The organism is Methanomassiliicoccales archaeon, from assembly GCA_013415865.1.
Classification (GTDB): Archaea; Thermoplasmatota; Thermoplasmata; order Methanomassiliicoccales; family UBA472; genus MVRC01.
Genome location: CP058896.1, coordinates 72,935 through 93,987, shown reverse-complemented (window position 1 = coordinate 93,987; position 21,053 = coordinate 72,935). Strand labels below are relative to the sequence as shown.

Annotated in this window: 24 protein-coding genes and 3 tRNA genes; 13 read left to right on the top strand and 14 right to left on the bottom strand. The window is 50.3% G+C overall.

What is annotated here, in order from left to right; translation table 11 throughout:
• Positions 1–14: 14 nt before the first annotated feature.
• The 3 genes from HPY73_00485 to yjjX all read left to right on the top strand — a co-directional run bounded on the left by HPY73_00485 (position 15) and on the right by yjjX (position 3,384).
• Positions 15–2,177 (top strand): PAS domain S-box protein, encoded by a 2,163-nt coding sequence (locus tag HPY73_00485; protein QLH74074.1) that lies wholly within the window; start codon positions 15–17, stop codon positions 2,175–2,177.
• A gap of 47 nt (positions 2,178–2,224) precedes the next feature.
• Positions 2,225–2,416 carry a DUF2116 family Zn-ribbon domain-containing protein gene (locus HPY73_00480; protein ID QLH74073.1) on the top strand — a complete coding sequence of 64 codons (192 nt, stop codon included), beginning with the start codon at positions 2,225–2,227 and terminating at the stop codon, positions 2,414–2,416.
• 368 nt (positions 2,417–2,784) lie between these two features.
• A complete protein-coding gene (yjjX, locus tag HPY73_00475; protein QLH75585.1) occupies positions 2,785–3,384 on the top strand; it encodes an inosine/xanthosine triphosphatase in 600 nt (199 codons plus the stop codon).
• On the opposite strand, the gene HPY73_00470 is transcribed toward yjjX, so the two are convergent.
• Together HPY73_00470 and HPY73_00465 are read right to left on the bottom strand one after the other, a co-directional pair.
• Positions 3,372–3,650 carry a hypothetical protein gene (locus tag HPY73_00470; GenBank protein QLH74072.1) on the bottom strand — a complete coding sequence of 93 codons (279 nt, stop codon included), beginning with the start codon at positions 3,648–3,650 and terminating at the stop codon, positions 3,372–3,374. The two genes, yjjX and HPY73_00470, sit on opposite strands and share 13 nt — an antisense overlap.
• 149 nt (positions 3,651–3,799) lie before the next feature.
• Positions 3,800–3,889, bottom strand: a tRNA-Ser gene (locus HPY73_00465).
• Between the two features lie 112 nt (positions 3,890–4,001).
• Between HPY73_00465 and HPY73_00460 the strand changes: the two genes are divergently transcribed.
• On the top strand, positions 4,002–5,774 hold the full coding sequence (locus HPY73_00460) for a M3 family oligoendopeptidase (GenBank protein QLH74071.1): 1,773 nt from the start codon (positions 4,002–4,004) through the stop codon (positions 5,772–5,774).
• Between the two features lie 25 nt (positions 5,775–5,799).
• Here the strand turns inward: HPY73_00460 and HPY73_00455 are convergent, their stop codons facing one another.
• Positions 5,800–7,455, bottom strand: coding sequence for a phenylalanine--tRNA ligase subunit beta (locus HPY73_00455; protein QLH74070.1), 1,656 nt, complete (start codon positions 7,453–7,455; stop codon positions 5,800–5,802).
• A 44-nt stretch (positions 7,456–7,499) separates the two neighbouring features.
• Positions 7,500–8,648 (bottom strand): hydroxymethylglutaryl-CoA reductase (NADPH), encoded by a 1,149-nt coding sequence (gene hmgA, locus HPY73_00450; protein ID QLH74069.1) that lies wholly within the window; start codon positions 8,646–8,648, stop codon positions 7,500–7,502.
• Positions 8,649–9,152: 504 nt separating this feature from the next.
• Here hmgA and msrB point away from each other — a divergent pair.
• The 3 genes from msrB (at position 9,153) to HPY73_00435 (ending at position 10,778) form a co-directional block, all read left to right on the top strand.
• Positions 9,153–9,545: a peptide-methionine (R)-S-oxide reductase MsrB gene (gene msrB, locus HPY73_00445; protein QLH74068.1), complete on the top strand. Its 393-nt coding sequence runs from the start codon at positions 9,153–9,155 to the stop codon at positions 9,543–9,545.
• A 223-nt stretch (positions 9,546–9,768) separates the two neighbouring features.
• On the top strand, positions 9,769–10,158 hold the full coding sequence (locus tag HPY73_00440; protein ID QLH74067.1) for an S-adenosylmethionine decarboxylase: 390 nt from the start codon (positions 9,769–9,771) through the stop codon (positions 10,156–10,158).
• Between the two features lie 542 nt (positions 10,159–10,700).
• Positions 10,701–10,778, top strand: a tRNA-Ile gene (locus tag HPY73_00435).
• 18 nt (positions 10,779–10,796) lie between these two features.
• Here HPY73_00435 and HPY73_00430 read toward each other — a convergent pair.
• Positions 10,797–11,450: a DUF1638 domain-containing protein gene (locus HPY73_00430; GenBank protein ID QLH75584.1), complete on the bottom strand. Its 654-nt coding sequence runs from the start codon at positions 11,448–11,450 to the stop codon at positions 10,797–10,799.
• 34 nt (positions 11,451–11,484) lie between these two features.
• On the opposite strand from HPY73_00430, the gene HPY73_00425 reads away from it, so the two are divergent.
• The 3 genes from HPY73_00425 to HPY73_00415 all read left to right on the top strand — a co-directional run bounded on the left by HPY73_00425 (position 11,485) and on the right by HPY73_00415 (position 14,190).
• Entirely contained in the window at positions 11,485–12,258 is a 774-nt protein-coding gene (locus HPY73_00425) for a winged helix-turn-helix transcriptional regulator (protein ID QLH74066.1), read from the top strand.
• A gap of 96 nt (positions 12,259–12,354) precedes the next feature.
• Positions 12,355–12,432 (top strand) — tRNA-Ile (locus tag HPY73_00420).
• Between the two features lie 153 nt (positions 12,433–12,585).
• Positions 12,586–14,190 (top strand): B12-binding domain-containing radical SAM protein, encoded by a 1,605-nt coding sequence (locus tag HPY73_00415; GenBank protein QLH74065.1) that lies wholly within the window; start codon positions 12,586–12,588, stop codon positions 14,188–14,190.
• Between the two features lie 53 nt (positions 14,191–14,243).
• Here the strand turns inward: HPY73_00415 and HPY73_00410 are convergent, their stop codons facing one another.
• From HPY73_00410 to HPY73_00375, 8 genes are all read right to left on the bottom strand, one after another.
• Positions 14,244–14,579, bottom strand: coding sequence for a hypothetical protein (locus HPY73_00410; protein ID QLH74064.1), 336 nt, complete (start codon positions 14,577–14,579; stop codon positions 14,244–14,246).
• Between the two features lie 140 nt (positions 14,580–14,719).
• Entirely contained in the window at positions 14,720–14,968 is a 249-nt protein-coding gene (locus tag HPY73_00405; protein QLH74063.1) for a hypothetical protein, read from the bottom strand.
• Positions 14,969–15,062: 94 nt separating this feature from the next.
• Positions 15,063–16,310, bottom strand: coding sequence for a histidinol dehydrogenase (gene hisD, locus HPY73_00400; protein ID QLH74062.1), 1,248 nt, complete (start codon positions 16,308–16,310; stop codon positions 15,063–15,065).
• Between the two features lie 41 nt (positions 16,311–16,351).
• Complete coding sequence (locus HPY73_00395; GenBank protein QLH74061.1) at positions 16,352–16,729, bottom strand: thioredoxin fold domain-containing protein; 378 nt, start codon at positions 16,727–16,729, stop codon at positions 16,352–16,354.
• A gap of 79 nt (positions 16,730–16,808) precedes the next feature.
• Entirely contained in the window at positions 16,809–17,063 is a 255-nt protein-coding gene (locus tag HPY73_00390) for a hypothetical protein (GenBank protein ID QLH74060.1), read from the bottom strand.
• A 58-nt stretch (positions 17,064–17,121) separates the two neighbouring features.
• Positions 17,122–17,805, bottom strand: a complete 684-nt coding sequence (locus HPY73_00385) for a hypothetical protein (GenBank protein QLH74059.1) — start codon at positions 17,803–17,805, stop codon at positions 17,122–17,124.
• 57 nt (positions 17,806–17,862) lie between these two features.
• Complete coding sequence (locus HPY73_00380; GenBank protein QLH74058.1) at positions 17,863–18,132, bottom strand: hypothetical protein; 270 nt, start codon at positions 18,130–18,132, stop codon at positions 17,863–17,865.
• An 83-nt stretch (positions 18,133–18,215) separates the two neighbouring features.
• Complete coding sequence (locus HPY73_00375) at positions 18,216–18,827, bottom strand: MarC family protein (GenBank protein ID QLH74057.1); 612 nt, start codon at positions 18,825–18,827, stop codon at positions 18,216–18,218.
• Positions 18,828–18,946: 119 nt separating this feature from the next.
• On the opposite strand from HPY73_00375, the gene HPY73_00370 reads away from it, so the two are divergent.
• On the top strand, positions 18,947–19,888 hold the full coding sequence (locus HPY73_00370; protein ID QLH74056.1) for a prenyltransferase: 942 nt from the start codon (positions 18,947–18,949) through the stop codon (positions 19,886–19,888).
• Between the two features lie 37 nt (positions 19,889–19,925).
• Here HPY73_00370 and HPY73_00365 read toward each other — a convergent pair whose 3' ends face one another.
• Entirely contained in the window at positions 19,926–20,153 is a 228-nt protein-coding gene (locus HPY73_00365) for a hypothetical protein (protein QLH74055.1), read from the bottom strand.
• 164 nt (positions 20,154–20,317) lie between these two features.
• On the opposite strand from HPY73_00365, the gene HPY73_00360 reads away from it, so the two are divergent.
• Together HPY73_00360 and HPY73_00355 are read left to right on the top strand one after the other, a co-directional pair.
• Entirely contained in the window at positions 20,318–20,755 is a 438-nt protein-coding gene (locus tag HPY73_00360; GenBank protein ID QLH74054.1) for a hypothetical protein, read from the top strand.
• Positions 20,752–21,048: a thioredoxin family protein gene (locus tag HPY73_00355; protein QLH74053.1), complete on the top strand. Its 297-nt coding sequence runs from the start codon at positions 20,752–20,754 to the stop codon at positions 21,046–21,048. The genes HPY73_00360 and HPY73_00355 overlap by 4 nt, the downstream gene beginning before the upstream one ends.
• The last annotated feature ends 5 nt before the right edge of the window (positions 21,049–21,053 follow it).

The following is a 21,053-nucleotide window of genomic DNA, read 5'->3' as shown; positions in this document are numbered from 1 at the left end:
TTTGGGGTGGGGCATTGATAGAGACGCTTTATGTTGATGATGATCCGATCCTCCTTGAGCTTGCCAAAGAGTTCTTAGAAGGAGAGAACGAGGATCTTAATGTCACTATATGCAATAGTGCAAAAGATGTCCTTCCGTTGCTGAACAAGAAGCACTTTGATGTGATAATTAGTGATTATCAGATGCCATCCATGAACGGGCTGGACCTTTTGAAAGAGCTTAGGTCGAAAGGCATCGATGTACCGTTCATATTGTTCACTGGTAAAGGGGGGGAAGAAGTGGCGATCGAAGCGCTGAACAATGGCGCGGACTTCTATCTCAATAAAGGCGGAAATCCTAGGGTCCAGTTCACAGAACTGATGAACCTGGTAAGGCACATGGTGATGAAAAGGGAAGCGATAGAGGCAGTGAAGCACAATGCAGAGAGGTTCAGGGCGATGATCGAGAACTCCCTTGATGTTTTCGGAATCATCAACCCTGAGGGGACGGTCAGATACATATCGCCATCTGTCAAAAAAATATTGGGATATGGCCCTGAGAGCATCATCGGCTCTCCTATCACAAACCTGTTTCATCCGGAGGAGAATGAAAAGCTCCAACAACAGATGGATGCAGGAAGGAAAGGCACCTCGGACCTGCTAGAATACAAGGTCAGGCGTAGCGATGGAGAGATAGCCTACTTTGAAGGGTCCTTCAGCAAGATAAGAGATGACATCGGGAAGGGCTTTTTGGTATTCAATGGGAAAGAGATTACGAAAAGGAAGAAGGTCGAAGAACTTCTGCGTGAAAGTGAGGAACGTTATCATGTGATGTTCAACTCCTCGCCCGTCGGTATCTTGTTGATAAAAGGTGTCGTGAAAGAATGTAACACCACCGCTGCAGAGCTGCTTGGATTTGACAGCAGTGAACTGATAGGCAAGAGCTTCATAGAACTTTGGAGCGAGAGACAAGAAGGTGGGCTGACCGCCGAAGAGGCTATCCGAGGCCTGGCTGAGATCCAAACTGGTTCGACAAGAAGATTCAGATGGACCGCAAGGCTGAGGACGGGCAGAAGCAAGAACTTTGAGGCCTCGCTGAAGAACGTAAAGTTCCAGGGAGAAAGGCATTTCCTATTGAGCTTCATCGAGGCGGAAGGGGCCCTCACGGAGCGTAGACCTGCATCTCTTTCTGAGGAGGCCTGCAGAACACTCCTTATGACCGCACGCGACCCCATCTTCGTCATCGATAGTAATTTCCGAGTGACCTTGTCATCACCAGGGGCCGACATGAGATTCGGTCAGGGAGGCAATATTGTTGGTAAAAGTCTGCTAGACCTTGTCGATGGCCCCGACAAGGAGATTTTGACCAGGGACCTTGGAGAGATCATCAAAGGTGAAAAGGCCAAGACTAACAGATATCGTTTCTTGGTCAAGGATGGTTCTAAGTTCTATTCTGAGCTCACCGCCAATGTCATCGAAGGAGATGGAGGAGAGGCGATAGGTCTCGTATGCATTTTCCATGATGTGACCCAACAGGTCCTGGCCGAGGGTCAGGCCATCAATGCTAACAAATATTTATCGGAGATGACCGAGCTGATGAGGATCGAGATAGAGAAAAGGATGACCGTCCTCATGGCACATCTTCAGTTGTTGCAGTTCAGATACCAGGACGACATGGATAGGGAAGAGGTCGAGATGGCGATATCAGACGCGGAGGAGGTCCTGAAGGCCCTCGCCATCGCAAAATCATATGAGATCATGGATGCAGAACCTCACCAATGGATGCCTTTGGCCGATGTCATAGATGCGGCCTTGGAAGGTTCTGGGGCTACCAGGTTGAAGGTCTCGATAGATATCGACGGATACTCGGTCTTCGGCAGTGCAAAGATCGGGAATGCATTGGAACGGCTGTTGGAGCAATGTCTCAGACAGGATAGAGAGGCCACGTTCCTTGCGGTGCGGACCAATGAAGACCATGGACGATTGGTCATTGTGATCGAGGATGATGGTGCTCCTTATGATGAACGGGACCTTGAAAGGTTGTTCGATACCGACTCTGGAGGGGCGTATATAAGAACATTAAGGTTCTCCAGAGATATACTCCGCTCATCGGGGTTCGATGTTTCGGTGGAAGGGACAAAGAGGGGGCTGAGGTTCCGTTTGAGCGTTCCGCCCGGAAGGTTCAAGAAAAATCTCTGAGAGGCCGTGGAGTAAGGATTAACTATCTCTCGACGTTTACACGTCTGATGGCGGTCCCTAAGATAGCGCAACATAGACATTGTCGCAGTTGTGGAAAGGCATTCGTCGGCGAGGACAGGTTCTGTTCCCCCGAATGCAGGAACGAGAGCGTAGGGACCATGCAAAGGAAGAAACGCCAGCTCCTCTTCCTTTATGCCATAAGCTTCATAGTTCTGATAGTCGCTCTGCTGTTCTTGTGATGAAGGTCGTTGGTGTCGGGGGGACGTTCAATGTCCTCCATAGAGGGCACAGGTCGCTCATCGATAAGGCCTTCGAGCTGGGCGAGGAGATACACATAGGCGTCATGTCCGATGAGTATGTCAGGCAAAGGAAGGCCAAGGTGACCCCTTTTGAGCATAGATGCCTTGTCGTGCATTCGTACGCCTCGAAGAAGGGCAAACCCTTCATGTTGCATTCGATCGATGATCCATTTACTCTCGCCGTGGAAATGAGGGAGCTTGAGGCCCTAGTGGTCTCGCCTGAGACCACCAAGAACGCTGAGGAGATCAATGCGTTACGGAAGGAGAGAGGTAATCCACCGCTCATCCTGGTAAGGATGCCCTATGTGATGGCAGAAGATTATTGCCCGATCAGCTCGACGAGGATACTGGAAGGGGAGATAGATAGCAACGGTAAGCTGCTCAGACCTCTACGGGTCAGGGTCGGTTCAATCAATCCTGTGAAGGTAGAGGCGGTAAGGAATGTTATGTCGAGGCTTTTCGACGATGTGATTGTGGACTCTACAGAGACGGACTCGGGCGTTGGGAAGCAACCATTCCATGGCGATATACTGAGGGGGGCCAGAAGGAGGGCGATGCTCGCCTTGGAGGGGTATGACCTGGGAGTCGGTATAGAGGCCGGCGTCTATAGGTCCGATGATGGCATATATGATGTGCAGCAATGTGCTATAATTGACAAGATGGGGAAGGTGACGCATGGTCATGGGCCTGGTTTCCGGTACCCCCCATCGATAGAGAAGAAAGTTCTGGGAGGTATGAGCGTGGGTGAGGCCGTCGATTCCATCTTCGGCACCGAGAAAAACGGTCACAAAGGCGGTGCGATAGGCATCCTCACCGGTGGCATCCTCAAAAGGAAGGAGCTGACAGAATATGCCGTTATGGCCGCAATGGTCCCAAGGATCCGGCCAGAGCTTTATCAGGAAGAGTGAGACCTCTCTCTGCGTAACCTTATGAAGTTCTTATAGTCCTCAAGGGTGCCGCAGTTCTCAGGACCGATGCACTCGAACCTATTGAACTTAAGGCAATAGAAACCTTCCTCAGTGCTCCAAGCGCATCTCTTCGCCTCCTCGGAGCGGCACTTGTCCTTGATACAGGAGAATCCTCTATACTTTCCCTGGCATCTTCCATCCTCGCCAAGATCCGCACATCTGATCATGACCGCATCCCCTGGGCACATTGAACGATTGATGATCATCAGATGCATCGATCATGCATTGGTGGTCATAAAGGGCGATCACCCATCCCTCTAGAGGTTGATATATGTGTCAGACAATATAAAACTAACCAAATGCTATTTCCAGATCGGTCAATAAACATAATTTTCATGTATGACGTTCCGGCAGATGGCGCCGAGGGGGAGATTCGAACTCCCGTGGTACAGGGTACCACCAGCTCTCAAGGCTGGCGCCGTAAACCGGACTTAGCTACCTCGGCTTTTTGGCAGGTCATTCCTTTGGAATTCTTAAACGATTCGGCCCTTCAAGGATAATTTCAACGATAGGATTAACCATTCGGTCGAAGGTATCCCGCCGGACAGGTGCAGATAATGTCAGAAATGAAATGGGACCTTTCACAGCTCGTGGAAGACGAAGAACCTGAAAAGATCATTATGAAGCTACAGGAAATGGTGACAGATTCGAAGGCCTTCTCAGAGAAATACCATGGGAAGATCGGTAAGCTATCCCCTAAAGGTCTAAAGAAGATGCTGGACGAGAAAGATGCGCTTTTTTTAAAATACGAGGGCGTTGTGAAGTACTGTCATCTTAGGTATACGGCCGACACTAGTGACCCGGTCTCGAACAGACTTTACGCTGCCCAGTCCAAATCAAGTACTGAGAGCGGACAACATCTTGCATTTCTTGACATCGAGCTTGGAAAACGCCTTGTCAAGGACCCCAAGTTAATAGATTCTCCGGAGCTTGTTGAGTATAAACATTATCTTGAGAGGCAGGCGAAGGCGGCCCCGCATGTTCTTTCCGAAGATGAGGAGAAGATTATCCTGATGAAGGACCAGAATGGTATCAACGCATGGTCCAAGTTACAAAAGAGCTGGCTGAGCACAAGGACCTTCAAGATGAAGGTAGATGGTACTGAAAAGGACCTTTCCTTCGGTGAGGTGTTGAACTATGCTAACGACCCAGCCAGGGAGGTACGTAGGGCAGCGCATGATTCGGTGAACTCTGTCCTTTCCGCGAATGATACTATCTGGACCGAGGCCTTGAACTCGATATGCTCCGACCACCTGCAGATGAGCAGGCTCAGGAAATATTCATCTCCCATCGAATCAAGCCTGATATTCAACGATGTAGAAGAGGTGGCGATCAAGGAGATGATGTCAGTTGTCGAAAGGAATATCGAGTTCGGAAAAAGATACTACGCTACCAAGGCCAAATTGCTCGGTATTCCCAAGATCTCAGACTGCGATATCCTGGCACCAGTAAGCCTCTCTCAGAAAAAGTATACATGGGAAGAGTCTAGGGAGATCGTCACTGAGGCATATGAAAGGTTTGATGCCTCCTGGGGGAGGTGGATCAACAGGATGTTCGATGAAAGGCATATAGATGGGGAGGTCAGGAAGGGAAAGGTGGCCGGTGCATTCTGTGATGATTGGGTATCGAAAAAGTCGGCATATATACTGATGTCATTCAATGGAAACCTTCATGATGTCTTCACACAGGCGCACGAACTGGGGCATTCTGTACATGCATATCTTTACACACAAAGGCAGAACCCGAGCAACTGCTTGATCAGCTATTGTATAGCTGAGTGCGGGAGCATCTTCGGAGAGCTTCTCTTGACAGACCACATGTTGCAAAAGGCAACGAATGATGAAGAAAGGAAGGCAGTGCTCGCAAGCGTTCTCGACACGTTCACCTATATTCTTTTCCATGTGGGGGCCAGGTACGCATTTGAGCAGAGCATCTATGATGCCATAGAGAAGGGAAAGAGCCTCGATGCGAAGAGCGTATGTCGACTATGGGAAGAAGCAAGGGGGAGATTTATGTCAGATTCTGTGGAATGGTCCCCTGGCTCGAGCTGGATATGGGCAAGGGTACCACACTATTTCATGACCTATCTCAGGTTCTATAATTATCCGTACATCTTCGCACAGCTGTTCGTCTTCTCACTTTACCGTCTCTACAAGGAGCAGGGGGAGGACTTCGTTCCGAAGATGAACGAGCTGTTGATGTCTGGTTCTAGCTTGTCGGTCTCAGAATTGGGAAAAAAGCTTGGCTTCGATCTCGAGACAGAGGAATTCTGGGAAAAGGGCATAGAACAGGCCAAGGAGTTCCTTTCTCAGCTTGAGAGATATTGCTGAGGACTGCGCCTCTTGTCGTATGGGTTTACAACAGCTTCTCGGCCTTGCCCTTCACAAGTTCATCCAGGTCCAGCTCAAAACCTACCACTGGGTATCCCAAATCGAAGTTCACTATTACCTCTGGATGAAGCTCCCCGAAAGAACCAACGTCCTTGCCCTCGAATACGACCTGCGCACCTCTTCCAGGCAACCACATCTCTTCCTGGCTCGGGATCAGGTCGATCCTACATGACATATCTCTCATAAGCCCTTCGACGACTGACTTGATCTCTGTAAAAGATGCTTTTGAATGGACCGCCAAGGCCGCGATGTGCCTTCTTCTCTTCGCGTCTATGACGACATCCCCGACCTCAAATATCCTCTGCGGAAGGTCCCTATGCTTGCTCTTCCTGAGGACCATCAGCATCGATGGTAACAACTTGTCCCGGAGGCAAGTATGGTCCTCGGACACAGGGTTCATGACCTCGACAACATGGCGCTCTGGGACCCTCATCTTTTTGAAGAGGTCGTCCTTTGATGTCAAGGTGAGGGTGGTGACCTCCCAGAACCCATAACCTATCATGAGCTGCCTTACGAGGTCTGCTGCCCTCTCTGTCGTCCTTTCAGCTCCTATCGTCTGAAACCTAGGGGAGGTGTGACCGAAATTCTCATAACCATGACCGATGGCCAGGTCCTCCACGAGGTCCGCCTGATGAATGATGTCCATTCTCCACGGAGGGACCTGGACCCGGAGCTTTTTCTTTGTGAGCTTGCATTCATAGCCCATAAGGGCCAGGTCCTTTGCTATCTCCTCAGGTGTCAGAGAGAGCCCGAGCCACGAGTTCGCAAAATTGACATCCAGGTCCCAGACCTTAGGCTTCATTGCAGGTGTGGTGAGTATCCCACCCCCAGGGCATCTGACCGTCTGGATCCTCCCGCCCCGCTCCGCGATGGAGGTCGCGACGATGTTGAGGACACCGGAGATGGTGGGCAGGTCCGTCCCTGTGACATCTATGAATATGTTCTTCGTTTGTTCTGTGACCGTGGTCAAAGCCCCGTTGATTATGGGAGGGAATGAGAGGACATCACCGTTCCTGTCCAAGATGACAGGGAAAAGAGGTTTTCCATCTACCAGATGCCTATAATCGACCCCTTTCTCATGCTTCTCCAAAACCTCGCGCATCGTCATCTTTTCATCTTTGGCCAAAGGGATGAAGGATACGCTGTCAGGATCGGCGCCTTTGTATACGAATGGGGGACGGACCTTGTCTAGGTCATGCACTCCGATCGCGACCTTGGACCTTTTTCTCCCGACCGTAAGATGCAATTTCTCTTGGAGCTCCATGAGCGACCTTATGAGAGGGTCGCTCATTTTCACCCCTTTGACCACGGCGGCAACGGCGTATGGCCTCACATCGGCCACGGTCTTCTCGATCGTCATGCTTATGCCAGAGCTCTCAATTTCATATCGCCTCATACCTGGTTCGATCCCAAGGAATGCCCTCATCGCCCTCGCCACACCTTCTACCGAATATAGGTCTGGCCGGTTCGGGAAGAACTCGATGGATGCCTCTCCCGTCCCTTCATCGTACCTGTCAAGGCTGGCCCCTATCATCGGGATCCGTTCGAGGATTTTTTCCACAGGCGCGTCGGTCCCGATCAGCCCTACGAGGTCGTTGACATTAAAATTGATGACTGGCATAATGCTTCCTTCAACAAATTCGGTTTATATTACCCTTCCTGAGCTCATCTCCCCAAAGACCTATGGGCCTTGCCAAGCTCACCAGCGGCCTGGGCCGCTATGGTCGATAGCTCTCCTGCAAGCACGGTCGCCCCGATTACCTCTGCGAGCTTCTTAGCATTGCCTGGTCCAGCGCATCCGATGATCGAAAGGGCCTCGTTCTGACAGGGCAACCTGGTACCGCCCCCTATCGATCCCACCTCGATGCATGGCAGGCGTACGGAGATGTATAGGTCCCCGTCGACGTCCTCACATGTGGTCATGCCCATGCTGCCCTCGACGACCTGGGCCGGGTCCTGGCCACAGGCTATGTACACGGCGGCGAGGATGTTGGCCATGTGAGCGTTGTGGCCATATGACATGGCCATGGCGCTCCCTATGTTATTCTTCCTATAACATGCCTCGACCGCCCTTGGCACAGTGGTCTTTAACTTGTCCTCCACCACGGACCTAGGGACCTTCACGTCCGCAAGAACGATCTTCCCTCTTCCATCTATCGAATTGATCGCGGCCGGCTTCTTATCAGTACACATATTGCCCGAGACAGACACCAAGACGGCGCCCGTCTCTCTTTCGATCAACCTTGCTGCGGCCTCTGTGGCGATGGTCGCCATGTTCATGCCCATAGCGTCACCAGTGTTATACGAGAACCTGAGGTATAGATTCCGCCCTGAGGCAAAAGATCTGACCTTTACGAGCTTTCCATGAGATGTTGTGCCTTCCGCCTCTGATCGGATCCTCTCAAAGTTCGAGGCGACCCAGTCTGCCACTCTTCTACAGTCCTTGACCCCCTCTGTCCGGAAAACAGGCGCCCTCGTCATCTCGTCCTTGATGATGATGACATTTGCTCCACCTGAAGCCGTGATGGCCGAGCACCCTCTGTTCACCGAGGCGACCAAGGCCCCCTCTGTAGTGGCCAATGGCACGTAGAACTCCCCCTTGGCGTGGTCCCCATCAATTGCCAGCGGACCAACGAATCCGACCGGGACCTGGACACACCCGATCATGTTCTCTATGTTCTTCTGCGCCAATATAGGGTCGAACGAATATGAGCCGATGTGTTCTAATTTTGTCCCTGTGGCCTCTTCCAGGCTCGATCGCCTCTCATCTACATCGGCTTTCGTCCTGCCCCTGTTCTTTAGACCGCCTGTCATGTCGGATCAGTAAAGGTATGTGATGGACCGTATTATATTTTCCAGCCCCTGTCGTCCTCCCTTCATTGGTTCCTTAAAGGACCCTTTCGGGACCTCGTGATGTAGGGGTCTTCAATATAGTCCGATTCATAATGTGGAATGCGAATCGTTTCTAGACCCAGGTCATGGCCTGATCATTCACCTTAAGAAACGTTTCAACAAAGTAGGTTGGAGATGCCAATAATCTTCTTGCCGCCTTTTCAATGATGAGAATCGTAAAGCAGAATATTATTGACGGTGAATACATTCCCTGACTGGTCGGTCGGACCTAGATTTTTGAAGGATTAGGTCCTGGAAATTATTTATGAAGGTCCCTGAGCCGGAGGTGTGGACTATCGGTGATAATTCCTCCACAAAAGTGGAGACGGTATATGGCCAAGATCGATCACCTTGTTTTTTTAATGACCAGGTCTGTCGATAATTGATAAATAAATGATGCTGCCTCGAGTGATATGGTGGAAATTGATGTATAAGGTGGAGAAGTCCGATGATCAGTGGAGAAAAGAGCTGACCACGACCCAGTATATGATCTTAAGAAAGAAAGGCACTGAGCCTCCATTCAGGAACGAGTATTGGGACAATCACAAGAAGGGAATTTATCTATGCGCAGGTTGTGACAATGAGCTCTTTTCTTCAGACGCCAAGTTCGATTCGGGCACGGGATGGCCAAGTTTTTGGAGACCTATCAGGGAGGATGCGGTAGAGACCGAGGAGGACCGGAGTCATGGAATGGTGAGAACCGAGGTCCGATGCTCCCAATGTGGTGGTCACCTGGGTCACCTTTTCATGGATAGCCCCACACCGAACGGTCTTCGCTATTGCATGAACTCTGGGGCCCTGAAGTTCAAAAAAATATGATCCAAATGCTCATGGGCGCTCCCTTCAGGGTTCTTTAGATTGGTATGCTCCATGTTCACATGTGGCAAGCCAGAATCCCATACATAGGGGTCTTATTTCATGATCTAGGTTATAGTTTTATATACCACAATATGTCATTCGCCAAAATTAAGGTGTGGACATTCCCCACCCCAGAAGGCGATAACCCTACATGTATAGCATGAGTCCGAACATGGGAAAATTGATGAGCGACGAGCAGGTGATCGAGAGATACAAGAAGGGCGGAGAATGGGGTCTATTGGTCTCAGTAGACTGCCATGACTGTGACCCAGCAAAGATACGGAGCAAGGAGGTCATAAGCCAGTTCGTCATAGACCTTTGCGAGTACATAGATATGAACAGGTTCGGCGACCCGATCGTGGTCCGCTTTGGGAAAGACCCCAGAGTGCAGGGTTATTCCTTGGTCCAGCTCATCGAGACTTCATGTATATCCGGGCATTTCGCAGAGGACACGGACAGGGCATACATAGATGTCTTCAGCTGCAAGGAGTTCGGACCCAAGAAGGTCGCAGAGTTCGTGGCTAAGTACTTTGGTGCAAAGAACTACGAGTACTCGATCTCCTTCAGGAATTAAATTGTCAATGACCGGCGTATGCCGGTCTAAAAAATTATTTTGTTTCTATTATTTGTGATCGTAGAGCAAGGCCTAGACAGTATCAGGATGGTAATATTGCAATCTCATTGATAATATGCAAGAGGTCTGGATGAACGACAAGAGTGAGATGGTCATGAAGGTCCCCTCTGAAAACACCGCTTTCATCCGTCGAACCATGAAGATCAGATAAGACGAATTTTAAGCAGACTTTGTTCATACGCTGCCCAAATGTGCCATTGGAAGGTTTTTGATGGTGGGTAATGCAAATGGATATTCCATCATCATATCGACGCGTGATGCCTCTTTAATCATAATGAGGTGTTTTCGGGGGAGCCGCGGTCATGCTTGATCGCATCGGGATGTCCAAAGAATACTGATAGAAGTTACTTGAAAATAACACAGTAAAAGATAACATCTCTCGGATATGGAATAATACTTCGGTAATGAAATCACATGAATGCTGGCGACATATGAGCATTCGGAAGGCTTAAAAGGGAAATAGCCATTCGGTCAGACCATCGGGGCCCATAGCTTAGCCTGGTTGGAGCGCCCGGCTGATAACCGGGAGGTCAAGAGTCCAAATCTCTTTGGGCCCACCATATTCATTTTCAAGTCGATTATCCGAATACCTGCTCATTCTTTTTGGTCTTCGAAGCCATCTCTTTGACGCGGGCTATTGCGGCCTCTAAAAGCTCCAATGTCCCACATCGGGACTCAAAACGAAGGTTCATCTCTCTTGCGAAATCTTTGGAGAGCTTTTCGCATCTTGGCCTGTCCCCAAGCCCGTCGTCGATGTACAACACCCTTGAATATCCAGCAAAGATCTGGTCCAAGAACCACTTGGTAGTGATCCCAAGCTCCTCATAGTTGGGCATCTCTTTTTTCATTCTTTTCTCAAACCACTCTACGCCCATCTCTGCGAAATAAGGTGTGTGGTACATCGTCCCGGCACATTTTTTCCTCTCTTTATCGTATTCAGCTGGGGTAAGAAGGACGCCGATGCAATCATCAGCCTCGAAGGTCAAGGTCGGGACCTTCAATTTTGAGGTGATGTCCCTGAGAGAGTTGCATGTTCCATAACCTAGCAATACAGCATCCACCTTTCCCTCGAGAGAATTCACCTTCTCGATCACGGTGCGCTTCAGGTCTTCTGGCCATTCATGAAGCCCAAACTCCAGATATTCTTTATGGACAAAGTCGCGATCCCCTTCTGTCAATATCTCAAGGGCCTTTTTGAAGGTCTCACAGGCAACGATGGCGATCCTGGTCATCATATCCTCGCAATTTTGTTAATAACATCCAAAGATGAGCGTAATATTAATGTATTTCTATGACATAATTTTCTATTACATTACCATGGTCAGTAACGAGGAGATAAGAGCTCAGCTCGAGTCGTTGAGAAGGGAGATCAGGGAACTCAAAAGACCGTCGTTCGTGATAAAGCAGGAAGATCTTTGGGAGGTCATGGGAGAGCAGATACGCTCGATATTGCATGAAAAGGTGGAAAAATATCTTGAGGGTCTCAGCCCCAGAGAAGGGACCAGGCGCTCAGCTCCGTTCGGAAAAATGCTTGATGATCTCATCGACGAAAACATAAGTATCTTCGAGAAAGAAGGACCAGAGAAGGCGTTGGAACAATTGGAGGAGCTTGAGGGGGGGTTCTTGCTGCGCCTAGGTGCCAGCTCAAGTGATTTGATCTTTTCAAGGAGTGTGTTCGACCAGATGCGCTCCTACTATCATATCTCAAGGGCCTTTTCCCATTACATCCCTGGACCGGAAAGGGTATGGCAGGCATCAGATAACATTTCTTGTAAAAGGCCTGAAGAGGTCGAAAAGGCCTTGGCCCCTTTGGCGAATGCTTTGAGGGTGAATATTATGTCAACTTTATTAAAGGAAGAGGGGGGGCTCACAGATCTGGCAAGGAGGATGGGAAAAAAGAAGGGGCATCTTCAATTCCACATCAGGTCTTTGGTCGCCGCAGGATATATTGAGATGGATAGCAAATCCAGGTTATATCATGTGACGCCCCGGGGAAAAGAAATATTCAGCCGAGTAATGGAAGCGATCACAAGAGCATAGATCTTATGTTAGACTTCCCAGCTTCCAGGTCACGGGATCAGGAACATGAGGAGACGGCAAGTCTTAAAAAGGATTGCGTCATTCGGAGAACCCACAGGGCCCATAGCTTAGCCTGGTTGGAGCGCCCGGCTGATAACCGGGAGGTCAAGAGTCCAAATCTCTTTGGGCCCACCATTCCCTTTTTTACAACGGCTTTAGGCAGAAAGTAATGGTATTTGTCGGTAAGAGTCCGAGGACCGCTATATAGAATGTTGGTAGAATAAATATCTTAATATTTAGATGAAAATCTTAGAGCGACCCTGATCTGATCAATATCTTATGTGGGGGATGAACATACTTCAGAGGACAGAAGGTTATCCGATCGTGCTCACAGCAGACAGGACCCTGGTTAGCGAGTATGGGGGAAGCATTTTCCTCGGTTTCAGCTCTGTAGTGCCAGAATCGGTATTCCCAGCGCCTTTGTACTTCAGCATCTTCTGCCCTCCGGTCCGTGCGAGACCTGATGGTTCCCTTCCGGTCTCACCCTGCGGGACCAGAAAGATTCAGGCGACCTTGTTGGAATCTGGGTTTAGCAATGAGGACGTCATAGTTGCCCATCCCGAGCAACTGGACAAGGTGATAGGTCCTAGAACAAAGATACTTGGGATAACTGAGAACGACCCTTTGGGGATAGGGCCGGCCACATCGACCTTCACAGGCATCTTTGGGGGAGAGGCCTACATGAAGATCAAGTTCCGAGAGCTTTTAAATGACCCGGCGGTGAAGAGATATAGACCGCACATCGTCGTCGGGGGACCGGGCGCCTGGCAGCTCACACAGGAGAGCATAAGGAGGGAGCTTGGCATAGATACCGTGTTCGTCGGGGAAGCGGAACTGGTCGTCGCAGATCTCTTCAAAAGGATACTGGCAGGCCAAAAGGTTCCTGGGATGGTGATGGGAGAGGTCACGCCCATCGAACGTATTCAAAAGATCAAGGAACCGGCAATAGATGGCATCATAGAGATCGCCAGGGGGTGCGGGAGGGGATGTGAATTCTGCATTCCGACGATGGCAAGGTACAGGTGTAGGACTTTAGAGGACATTCTAGAGGATGTTAGAACGACCATTAGATTCGGAAGACAGCCTTTGTTGCATTCAGAGGATGTCCTCAGGTATGGGGCCAAGGGAGTAGCGGTCAACCAGGAGAAGCTGGTCTCTTTGTTCAGATCGGTAAAGGATATTGAAGGTGTTAAAAGGATCTCGATCAGTCATTTTGCCTTGGCGAGCGCCGCGTCTGCCCCAGAGGCCGTCGGTGAGATCTCTGACATAATGGAACTTTCAGAAGAGAACTGGTTGGGAGGCCAGACCGGGATCGAGTCTGGGTCTGCAGACATCATGAGGGCCCACATGAATGGAAAATGTAGGCCGTTCTCACCTGAGAGGTGGCAGGATATCGTGGTGGAAGGATTTGATGTCTGCAGGAAGAACCACTGGGTCCCTTGCGGCACATTGATCATGGGATTACCTGGAGAGAGTGAGAAGGATGTACGTGCAACTATAGAGCTTGTTCACAAGTTGAAAGAACATCGTTCCTTGATCGTCCCGCTGTTCTTTGTTGCCACGGCCGAATTTGTGAATGGTGAGAGGTCATTTGGTCCAAATGATATGACCAAGGCGCACACCGAGCTGTTCCTAGATTGTTGGGAGCACAACCTGAAATGGGCGGGCGCGCTGATCGACCAATGGGGCGGGAGGAGCATGAGGAATCCTGTCGGTAGGGCTGTGGCAAAGGTAGTCCTTCGCTTCGGGATGATCGAGGCAAAGCAGATAATACGGATGTGCCGAGAAGAATACGATCACGACATCCAGAGGATGATGGCGGATGCTGCCGATAATAAGATACACTTGTTCCCACTCACGATCAAGGCTTTGGCCAATATGAAAATGGAGTGATGTACCGTCCCTGGATGATGAGTGAAGGTCTACGATCATCCATTTAGGCGTGCTCAGTCCTCCTTTCTCTTCATTACACTTTGAAGGAAGACCTTGTCAGATATCTTCCAAACACGGAGACAGTCCTCGGCCGAATCGACCATCTCGTCAGGGACCACAAGGAAGACCACATATCCGTCATCAAAGGCCTCCTCTATCCCGCTCCAGAGCTTGATGTCCAGGTCCTTCGGGGCGAAGGCAGCAAAGCCCTTCATCTTCAGACCGTCGGGCCTCTTTGCTTCTATATACGGCAATCTGGCCTGAACAAGCTCGACGTCCTTGAACCCTTTTATCTTGAGGTCGTTGACCCAACGTCTCATGTAATCCATGGCCAATTCCGAGATGGGCATTTTCCACCTGAACCTTGATTCCAAGAGCCAGGATTAATAATATTCGTATATCTTATGACAGATGTTCTATTGACGATGGCCACCCTCCTCAACACATATCTGGTGCTCAAAACTTGATGACATGCCATCCCTTTTCCTCTTCAGTTTATAGTCTTTAGGATGAAGGACAAAGGTATTGACCAAGCATTGTAAGAATAGCATTGCTCGTTGGACCTCACCTTCTCACAATGGATAGTGTTTAGGACAGAATGAAGATCTACCAGATCGTCGCAGTTGATAGGATTGTTGGAAAAACACCGACTTTCGAGAAGGAACATGACCACGATAGGATCGACCTCTCTGAGGTCATGATCGATCGGCTCCACAACCTTCCTCTTTGGGGCTGACATCAGGAAGATTCGGTCACCTAACAGAGATCCGATCATTGATGTGATCTTGCTGGAAACAGATATCGGAGGTAATGAGCGAGCAGGTGCATGAACATCATTTCAAACGCTTCTCTACCGATCTGGCATGTGCATCCAGCCCCTCTGCTCTGGCCAGGTCGATGACTGTCCGTCCTATCCTCTCAAGGCCTACCCTGTCTATCATCTGGATAGATGACCTCTTACAGAAATGGTTCACATCTAGCCCTGAGTAGATCTTGGCATATCCGGCCGTAGGCAGGACATGATTGGTGCCCGAAGCATAATCCCCGCATGCCACGGCGGCATACCTTCCGATGAAGATCGAGCCGGCGTTGTGGACCGAGTTCAGCGCCCCCATCTCGTTCGCCATCTGTATCGATAGGTGCTCTGGTGCTATTTGGTTAATGATCGCCGCCGCCTCTTCTAGGTTCTTTGCGATAATGTACCCTGTATTGATCATGGACCGCTCCAATATCGACCTTCTCTCAGAGCTCTCGAGCTCCGACATCAGCTCCCTCTCCACCTTGTTGGGAAGAGAGGGGTCTGTCGTCACCAATATGCAGGCCGAGTTCGGGTCGTGCTCCGCCTGGGCCAAAATATCTGCAGCAATGAACGATGGGTCTGCCGTGGAATCTGCCATGACCGCGATCTCGCTCGGGCCCGCAGGAAAATCAATGTCCACCTCATCTCTGAGGAGCATTTTGGCCATGGTCACGTAGACATTACCTGGCCCTACGATCTTCTGTACCTGGCGGATCGACCCTGTCCCGATCCCCATGGCAGCAATTGCCTGTGCCCCACCGACCTTGTAAGCCTCATCGACCCCGGCGATGTCGATGGCAACGAGCGTAAGAGGGTTCACCGGGGGAGGGGTGCATAGCACCACCTCCTTGACGCCTGCGACCTTCGCCGGTATCGCGCACATCAGCACAGTTGACGGATATGACGCCCTTCCTCCTGGGACGTATGCACCTATCCTCTCCAAGGGAGTGGTCTTTACTCCCAATATCAGACCAGGCTCGACCTCCTTGAACCAGATATCGTTCTGCTTCTGGAGCTTGTGGAAGCGACGTATGTTCTCTGCGGCCTTCTTGAGGTCCCTCACAAGCTCCCTAGGGACCATCTCCCTTGCCTGCTGGACCTCCTTTTCTGTGATCCTGATCGAGTCCAGTTCGACCTTGTCAAAGCGCGTTGTCAATTCGATGAGCGCCGCATCCCCCTCCGACCTGACCTTTGAGATGATGTCCTCGACAGGCCTCCTGACATCAGCAAGACTGGAGCGACGTGCCTTGGTCCAATCGTCCAGCCTCAGCTCCTTCCACATGAAGCATGTAAACGCGGAATGCCCTAATTTATGTTTCGAGGTCAGCCATAACCATCTATATCGTAATTGATGCGGCCCTTGGCCCTGCAGGACGTCCTGTACCTGACGACGTCCCTTATAGTATTCCTTAACATCGTGGCAGATGTCATCCCGACGATTTCACTCAACTTGCCCTCCTTACAAAAGATCATGAAGGTGGGAGTTCCCTGGACGCCATAACGTCTGACCATGTTCAAATTCGCATCTGTGTTGACACGTAGGAAGATGGCCTCATCGGCCATCTCCTCGGACACGGATTCATAGATCGGCGCTACCTCCTTGCAGACCGAGCAGCCAGGGGACCAGAACTCTACGACGATAGGTCTTTCTGACCTTTTCAATATATCATTGAAAAGCGCCTCGGTGACGTCCCTGATCATGAGGATGCCCTTCTTCTTTCCTTCGAACGACCTCGTTTTCGATAATCTATTCCAGCATTAAGTATATACAATGTTTTCCTTACGGCCTTGGGAGCGCCATTATCCTTTTAAGGACCGATTCGACCTCGCCCCAGTCCTTGAGTTCCAATGTACCATCGGTGATCGGCGTATCGTCAGCGATCTCCCAACAATTCTCAGGGGGCGGTGATGTATATCTGAGGACATACATTCGGAACGCTCCGCTGAAAAGGTGCAGTCCTTCGGGATTGTTCACGACGGACGCGCCATAATCGTTGGGGAATCGGTATATCTTGTGTATCCTGTTCCCCTCCATGCATCCACAGACGCACTTTGCGTTCAGGTCGATCTCATATTCATCGAACGACAGGACATCACCTCCTGACGTCCTTTTGAGATGCTTGCAGGCCTTCCTTCGTCCAGAGCTTAATGCCAGGACATGTCTCGACCTTAATAGGCCTCAAAATATAGGTGAGGTCAAGCTCTTTGGCCCTGGCCCATTCATGGATGAACTCCCTTGCCCCCTCGACGTTCATGACTATCGCTTCAAATAACATATCGACAACCTTATCCTCTGGGATCATTGACGACCCGTCAGACCGGCCTCTGATGTCATAATACATCATTGCTCTCAACTGTGAGTCCAGGTGCTCCGAGCCTTTGATGAGCTCCTCCTTAAACATTTCAAAGTCTACGTTTGACGGGGGTCTCCCCATCACTCTTTTGAACAATGCATAGAGCATCTCCGATTTGCTGAGCTCTTTTAGTATGTTCTCAAATGCCTCCCCTTTTTTATTGCTTGAAAAGAATCCACGGACCCTGACGTATGGGTCCTTCGCGGTAACGGCACGCTCGCAGTCCTTCATTATCTCCATGAGCTTTCCCACCTCATCGAACATGATGAGCAGGATCATATACCGCAACCTTCTCCTTCCCAGATAATCAGGGTTGAAGGACAGGAGCCTGAACGCGTTCGCGTGCTCGAGGATGTGCGTCGAAAGGTCAAGTGCCGTCAGATGGGCATCGTCGACCAGTAGTTCTAGGTCGTTCTCGGTCATGGACGGGTTTTATCGTCAGGTATTTGGATAAACCTTTTGTCAAATGATACAGCGTTCTCATCTGGACCGTCTATTGTACTCTTCAAGCAACGCTCTCTCATACTCTTTTTCAACGGACCTTGGAACGAAATCATTGGCCTTGACCCTTGACAACAGCTCCCTGCCTATGGCCGTCTCATCCTTCAGGCCCAATGCCATCACCTCGTTCATTATCTCATCAAGGTCATTGATGCCGACGTCTTTGCCGTTGATCTTGAGCTTTGGGGTCTCATCCAGCACCAGTTCGTCTCCGCACTTGCGACATTCTTTTTCTTTCTTTGTCACCATGATCTCGCCGTTCCTGAAATGCCCTTTCTTATCTTGTGCTCGGTGATAATAAAGCTGCCGACCTTATCTCCGAGCGGGCATTTTCAGACCGATAGGAACCAAATGACCGAAGGGGCATAGTTGGCAATATAATCGATGGCACCGGACATTATATATTCCACCGCCAATGCAGCGATTATCATGCCGATGATCCTGGACAGAACGTCAATGGCTGTCTGACCTATCATCTTCACTATAAAGACGGCGTTCCTGAGCAATATCCAGGTGAGGACCAGGGCAAAGGCTCCGGCCAAAAGTACTGTCGGCAGGTCATAGATGTTCACGAGAAGGATCGCCGTCGATATCACACCCGGACCGGTAAGCACCGGGGTCGCGATTATGACCCATGCCACGTCCCCTTTCTTTTGTTTGGTCAGTTCCAGGCCAAAAACCACCTCGACGGCCATCATCAACAGGACGATGCCGCCTGCGATCCGGAAACCATCGGTCGATATGCTGAAGATGTCCAGAATCTGCTGTCCCACGAACGCGAATATCACGAACAACATACCAGCGACCAATATGGCACGGTTCGCGCTCATTGTCATCTGGTCCTCTTTTTGGTCATGGGTGAGACTGATGAATATCGGCAGGCTAGCGAACGGGTCGAATATGAAGAACAGCAGTGTCGCCGAGATCAACAGCCCTTCGAACATCGGATGAGGGAACGGGAGTAATGGATATAACGGTTACCAAGATAACGGTTACCAAGAGCTTTGAAAGGCCGGGCGCATAGTTAAAGGGTGTGCCTGCCCATGAGGGGACAGCGGGTCTTATGAAAAGGTCTTGGTCAAGATTGTTGAGGCCATCTTATGTTAGGTATGTGGCATTCAACCTTATCTCACTGATGCGTCCTCAGTTCATGTTGGCCTCCTTGTTGTTATTTGGCATAGGGGCGTTCTCAGTTACGGACCTGAACGAGGTGATGGAACGAGGGAGCATCGCGATGCTTGCAGCGATCGCCATGGTGCAGCTCTCGGCCGGTCTTATCAACGAATACACGGATTGGTCAGGCGACAGGTATGCCCGGACGACCTTCTTTTCTGGGGGCAGCGGCGTCGTTGCGACCGGCCAAATAGGTGCATCGACCGCCCTATCATTGGCCGTGGCCACCTTGGCCATCGCCGTATCCTTGGTGATATATGCCGAAAAAGAGACCGATGGCCGCGAGCTTTTATTACCCTTGTTCATATCGACCGCATTATTGGCATGGGGGTACTCTGTACGACCATTTAGGTTCATGGAGCGTGGCTTCGGAGAGGTCCTGGTTGCAGTTCTGCTTGCTTTCGGTGTACCTTTCATAAGCGCATATTATATCTCGGGCTCGTTCCCTTCTGTCCTCTTACCATACTCGATCCTCCTGTTCCTGTTCGGCCTTGCGGCGATCATAGGGGTGGAATTCCCGGACAAACAGGCGGACATCCGTTCAAGAAAAAGGAATATGACTTATAGGTTCGGCGTTAACATGATGGCCCGTGTGCAGGCCATCCTCATTTTTTCGGGTTATGGTGCAACAGTGGTATTGGCATTGACAGGGCATATAGGCCTGGTGAACCTGCTGCTCCTTTTGACCGCCCTTTTCGGATGGGCCGCGGTCACGATGATGGCCCTTTTCAAATATTATAGCTATGAATGGGCAAGGGCGACCACGACGGTGGTCATGTCAATATTCGTGATATCCATGGTACTTATGGTGGTCGACCTGGCAGTGTTTTAGAAAAAAAGGCCGCCATAGCGGCCGGGTTTGATAGTGTTCAAAGCTCGGTCTTTGCAAGATAGTACGAGACGGCCACGTTCTTCGACTTCTTCTTCACGATGCCTTTCTTCTCCAATTCTTGAAGGGCGTTCATGCACTGCGCCTTCGGCAACTTGGAGAGAGTCGTGGCCTTCTCCGCTGATAGCGCCTTGTCCTCGCTGACCGCTCCTGCCTGCTTCATCGCCTTAAAGAGTTTCTCTGCCTGTGATGATATCGATTCTGACATGTTCGGGGCGAACCCCGAATCCCAACATATAGGTTACGGTCCTTTGTGACATTTTTTATGGGCGGTCGAAGGTGAATGATAGCTCATTATAGGTAGATCCGCGATCATGGCCTTGTCGGTAACATTCATTATACCTTTGCTGACATTACTAAACAGGGTTGCTCATGGCAAAGAAGATGTGGCGATGTCATGTTTGCAATGACATCCATTATGGAAACAGACCTCCCGAGATATGTCCTACCTGTGGCGCTGTCCATGCGTTCGTCCTCAGTGACCATGATGAGGCCATGAGGATAATTGGTCCAAGGACCGAACCATTGGACACTGACCAAAAGGTCATCGGGTCATGGAAGGATTTCGCAGAGAGGAATCCTAAATGTAGGTTGACCTCGAAAGAGGATGAGATATCCATGTTGTGCTCGGGCGTGCTTGAGAACCTGAAGAACATGGGAGCGAGATATTGCCCTTGTAGGATACCTAGCGGGGACCCGGTCAAGGACCTCGCGCTGATCTGCCCATGCAACTTCCCTAGACAGAAGAATTGGGAAGAGCTGGGCGAGTGCTGGTGTGGTCTATTTGTCAAAAAGGAGGGTCGTGAGTGACGAAAAAAGGAGAGAGGCTGATCTGGTTCTGGGGTAGGGAATGCCCGCATTGTAAACAGATAAGACCGACCGTAGAGCAGCTTGAGAAGGAATTGAACATCAAGCTGGAGCATCTTGAGGTATGGCACAACCAGGAGAACCAGAGGCTCATGCAGGAATATGGAGATGTCATCTCTGAGGCCTGTGGAGGGGAGCTAGGGGTCCCCGCCTTTTATAATGAAAGGAAGGGGAAGGCATTGTGCGGTTATAGGATAAGCCTCGATAAGATGAAGGAATGGGCATCGGGTAAGTGAGAGCC

Bases quoted from the DNA above. Each gene is read 5' to 3' on its own strand.
- HPY73_00370 (QLH74056.1), top strand. From the start codon at position 18,947: ATGAAAAGGTCTTGGTCAAGATTGTTGAGGCCATCTTATGTTAGGTAT.
- HPY73_00455 (QLH74070.1), bottom strand. From the start codon at position 7,455: ATGCCAGTCATCAATTTTAATGTCAACGACCTCGTAGGGCTGATCGGG.
- HPY73_00405 (QLH74063.1), bottom strand. From the start codon at position 14,968: ATGTCAGCCCCAAAGAGGAAGGTTGTGGAGCCGATCGATCATGACCTC.
- HPY73_00430 (QLH75584.1), bottom strand. From the start codon at position 11,450: ATGACCAGGATCGCCATCGTTGCCTGTGAGACCTTCAAAAAGGCCCTT.
- HPY73_00375 (QLH74057.1), bottom strand. From the start codon at position 18,827: ATGTTCGAAGGGCTGTTGATCTCGGCGACACTGCTGTTCTTCATATTC.
- hmgA (QLH74069.1), bottom strand. From the start codon at position 8,648: ATGACAGGCGGTCTAAAGAACAGGGGCAGGACGAAAGCCGATGTAGAT.
- HPY73_00390 (QLH74060.1), bottom strand. From the start codon at position 17,063: ATGGAGGGGAACAGGATACACAAGATATACCGATTCCCCAACGATTAT.
- HPY73_00395 (QLH74061.1), bottom strand. From the start codon at position 16,729: ATGATCAGGGACGTCACCGAGGCGCTTTTCAATGATATATTGAAAAGG.
- HPY73_00425 (QLH74066.1), top strand. From the start codon at position 11,485: ATGAGCGTAATATTAATGTATTTCTATGACATAATTTTCTATTACATT.
- HPY73_00440 (QLH74067.1), top strand. From the start codon at position 9,769: ATGAGCGACGAGCAGGTGATCGAGAGATACAAGAAGGGCGGAGAATGG.
- hisD (QLH74062.1), bottom strand. From the start codon at position 16,310: ATGTGGAAGGAGCTGAGGCTGGACGATTGGACCAAGGCACGTCGCTCC.
- HPY73_00470 (QLH74072.1), bottom strand. From the start codon at position 3,650: ATGATCATCAATCGTTCAATGTGCCCAGGGGATGCGGTCATGATCAGA.
- HPY73_00385 (QLH74059.1), bottom strand. From the start codon at position 17,805: ATGACCGAGAACGACCTAGAACTACTGGTCGACGATGCCCATCTGACG.
- HPY73_00415 (QLH74065.1), top strand. From the start codon at position 12,586: ATGAACATACTTCAGAGGACAGAAGGTTATCCGATCGTGCTCACAGCA.
- HPY73_00365 (QLH74055.1), bottom strand. From the start codon at position 20,153: ATGTCAGAATCGATATCATCACAGGCAGAGAAACTCTTTAAGGCGATG.
- msrB (QLH74068.1), top strand. From the start codon at position 9,153: ATGTATAAGGTGGAGAAGTCCGATGATCAGTGGAGAAAAGAGCTGACC.
- HPY73_00380 (QLH74058.1), bottom strand. From the start codon at position 18,132: ATGGTGACAAAGAAAGAAAAAGAATGTCGCAAGTGCGGAGACGAACTG.
- HPY73_00410 (QLH74064.1), bottom strand. From the start codon at position 14,579: ATGCCCATCTCGGAATTGGCCATGGATTACATGAGACGTTGGGTCAAC.
- HPY73_00360 (QLH74054.1), top strand. From the start codon at position 20,318: ATGGCAAAGAAGATGTGGCGATGTCATGTTTGCAATGACATCCATTAT.
- yjjX (QLH75585.1), top strand. From the start codon at position 2,785: ATGGCAGAAGATTATTGCCCGATCAGCTCGACGAGGATACTGGAAGGG.
- HPY73_00460 (QLH74071.1), top strand. From the start codon at position 4,002: ATGTCAGAAATGAAATGGGACCTTTCACAGCTCGTGGAAGACGAAGAA.
- HPY73_00480 (QLH74073.1), top strand. From the start codon at position 2,225: ATGGCGGTCCCTAAGATAGCGCAACATAGACATTGTCGCAGTTGTGGA.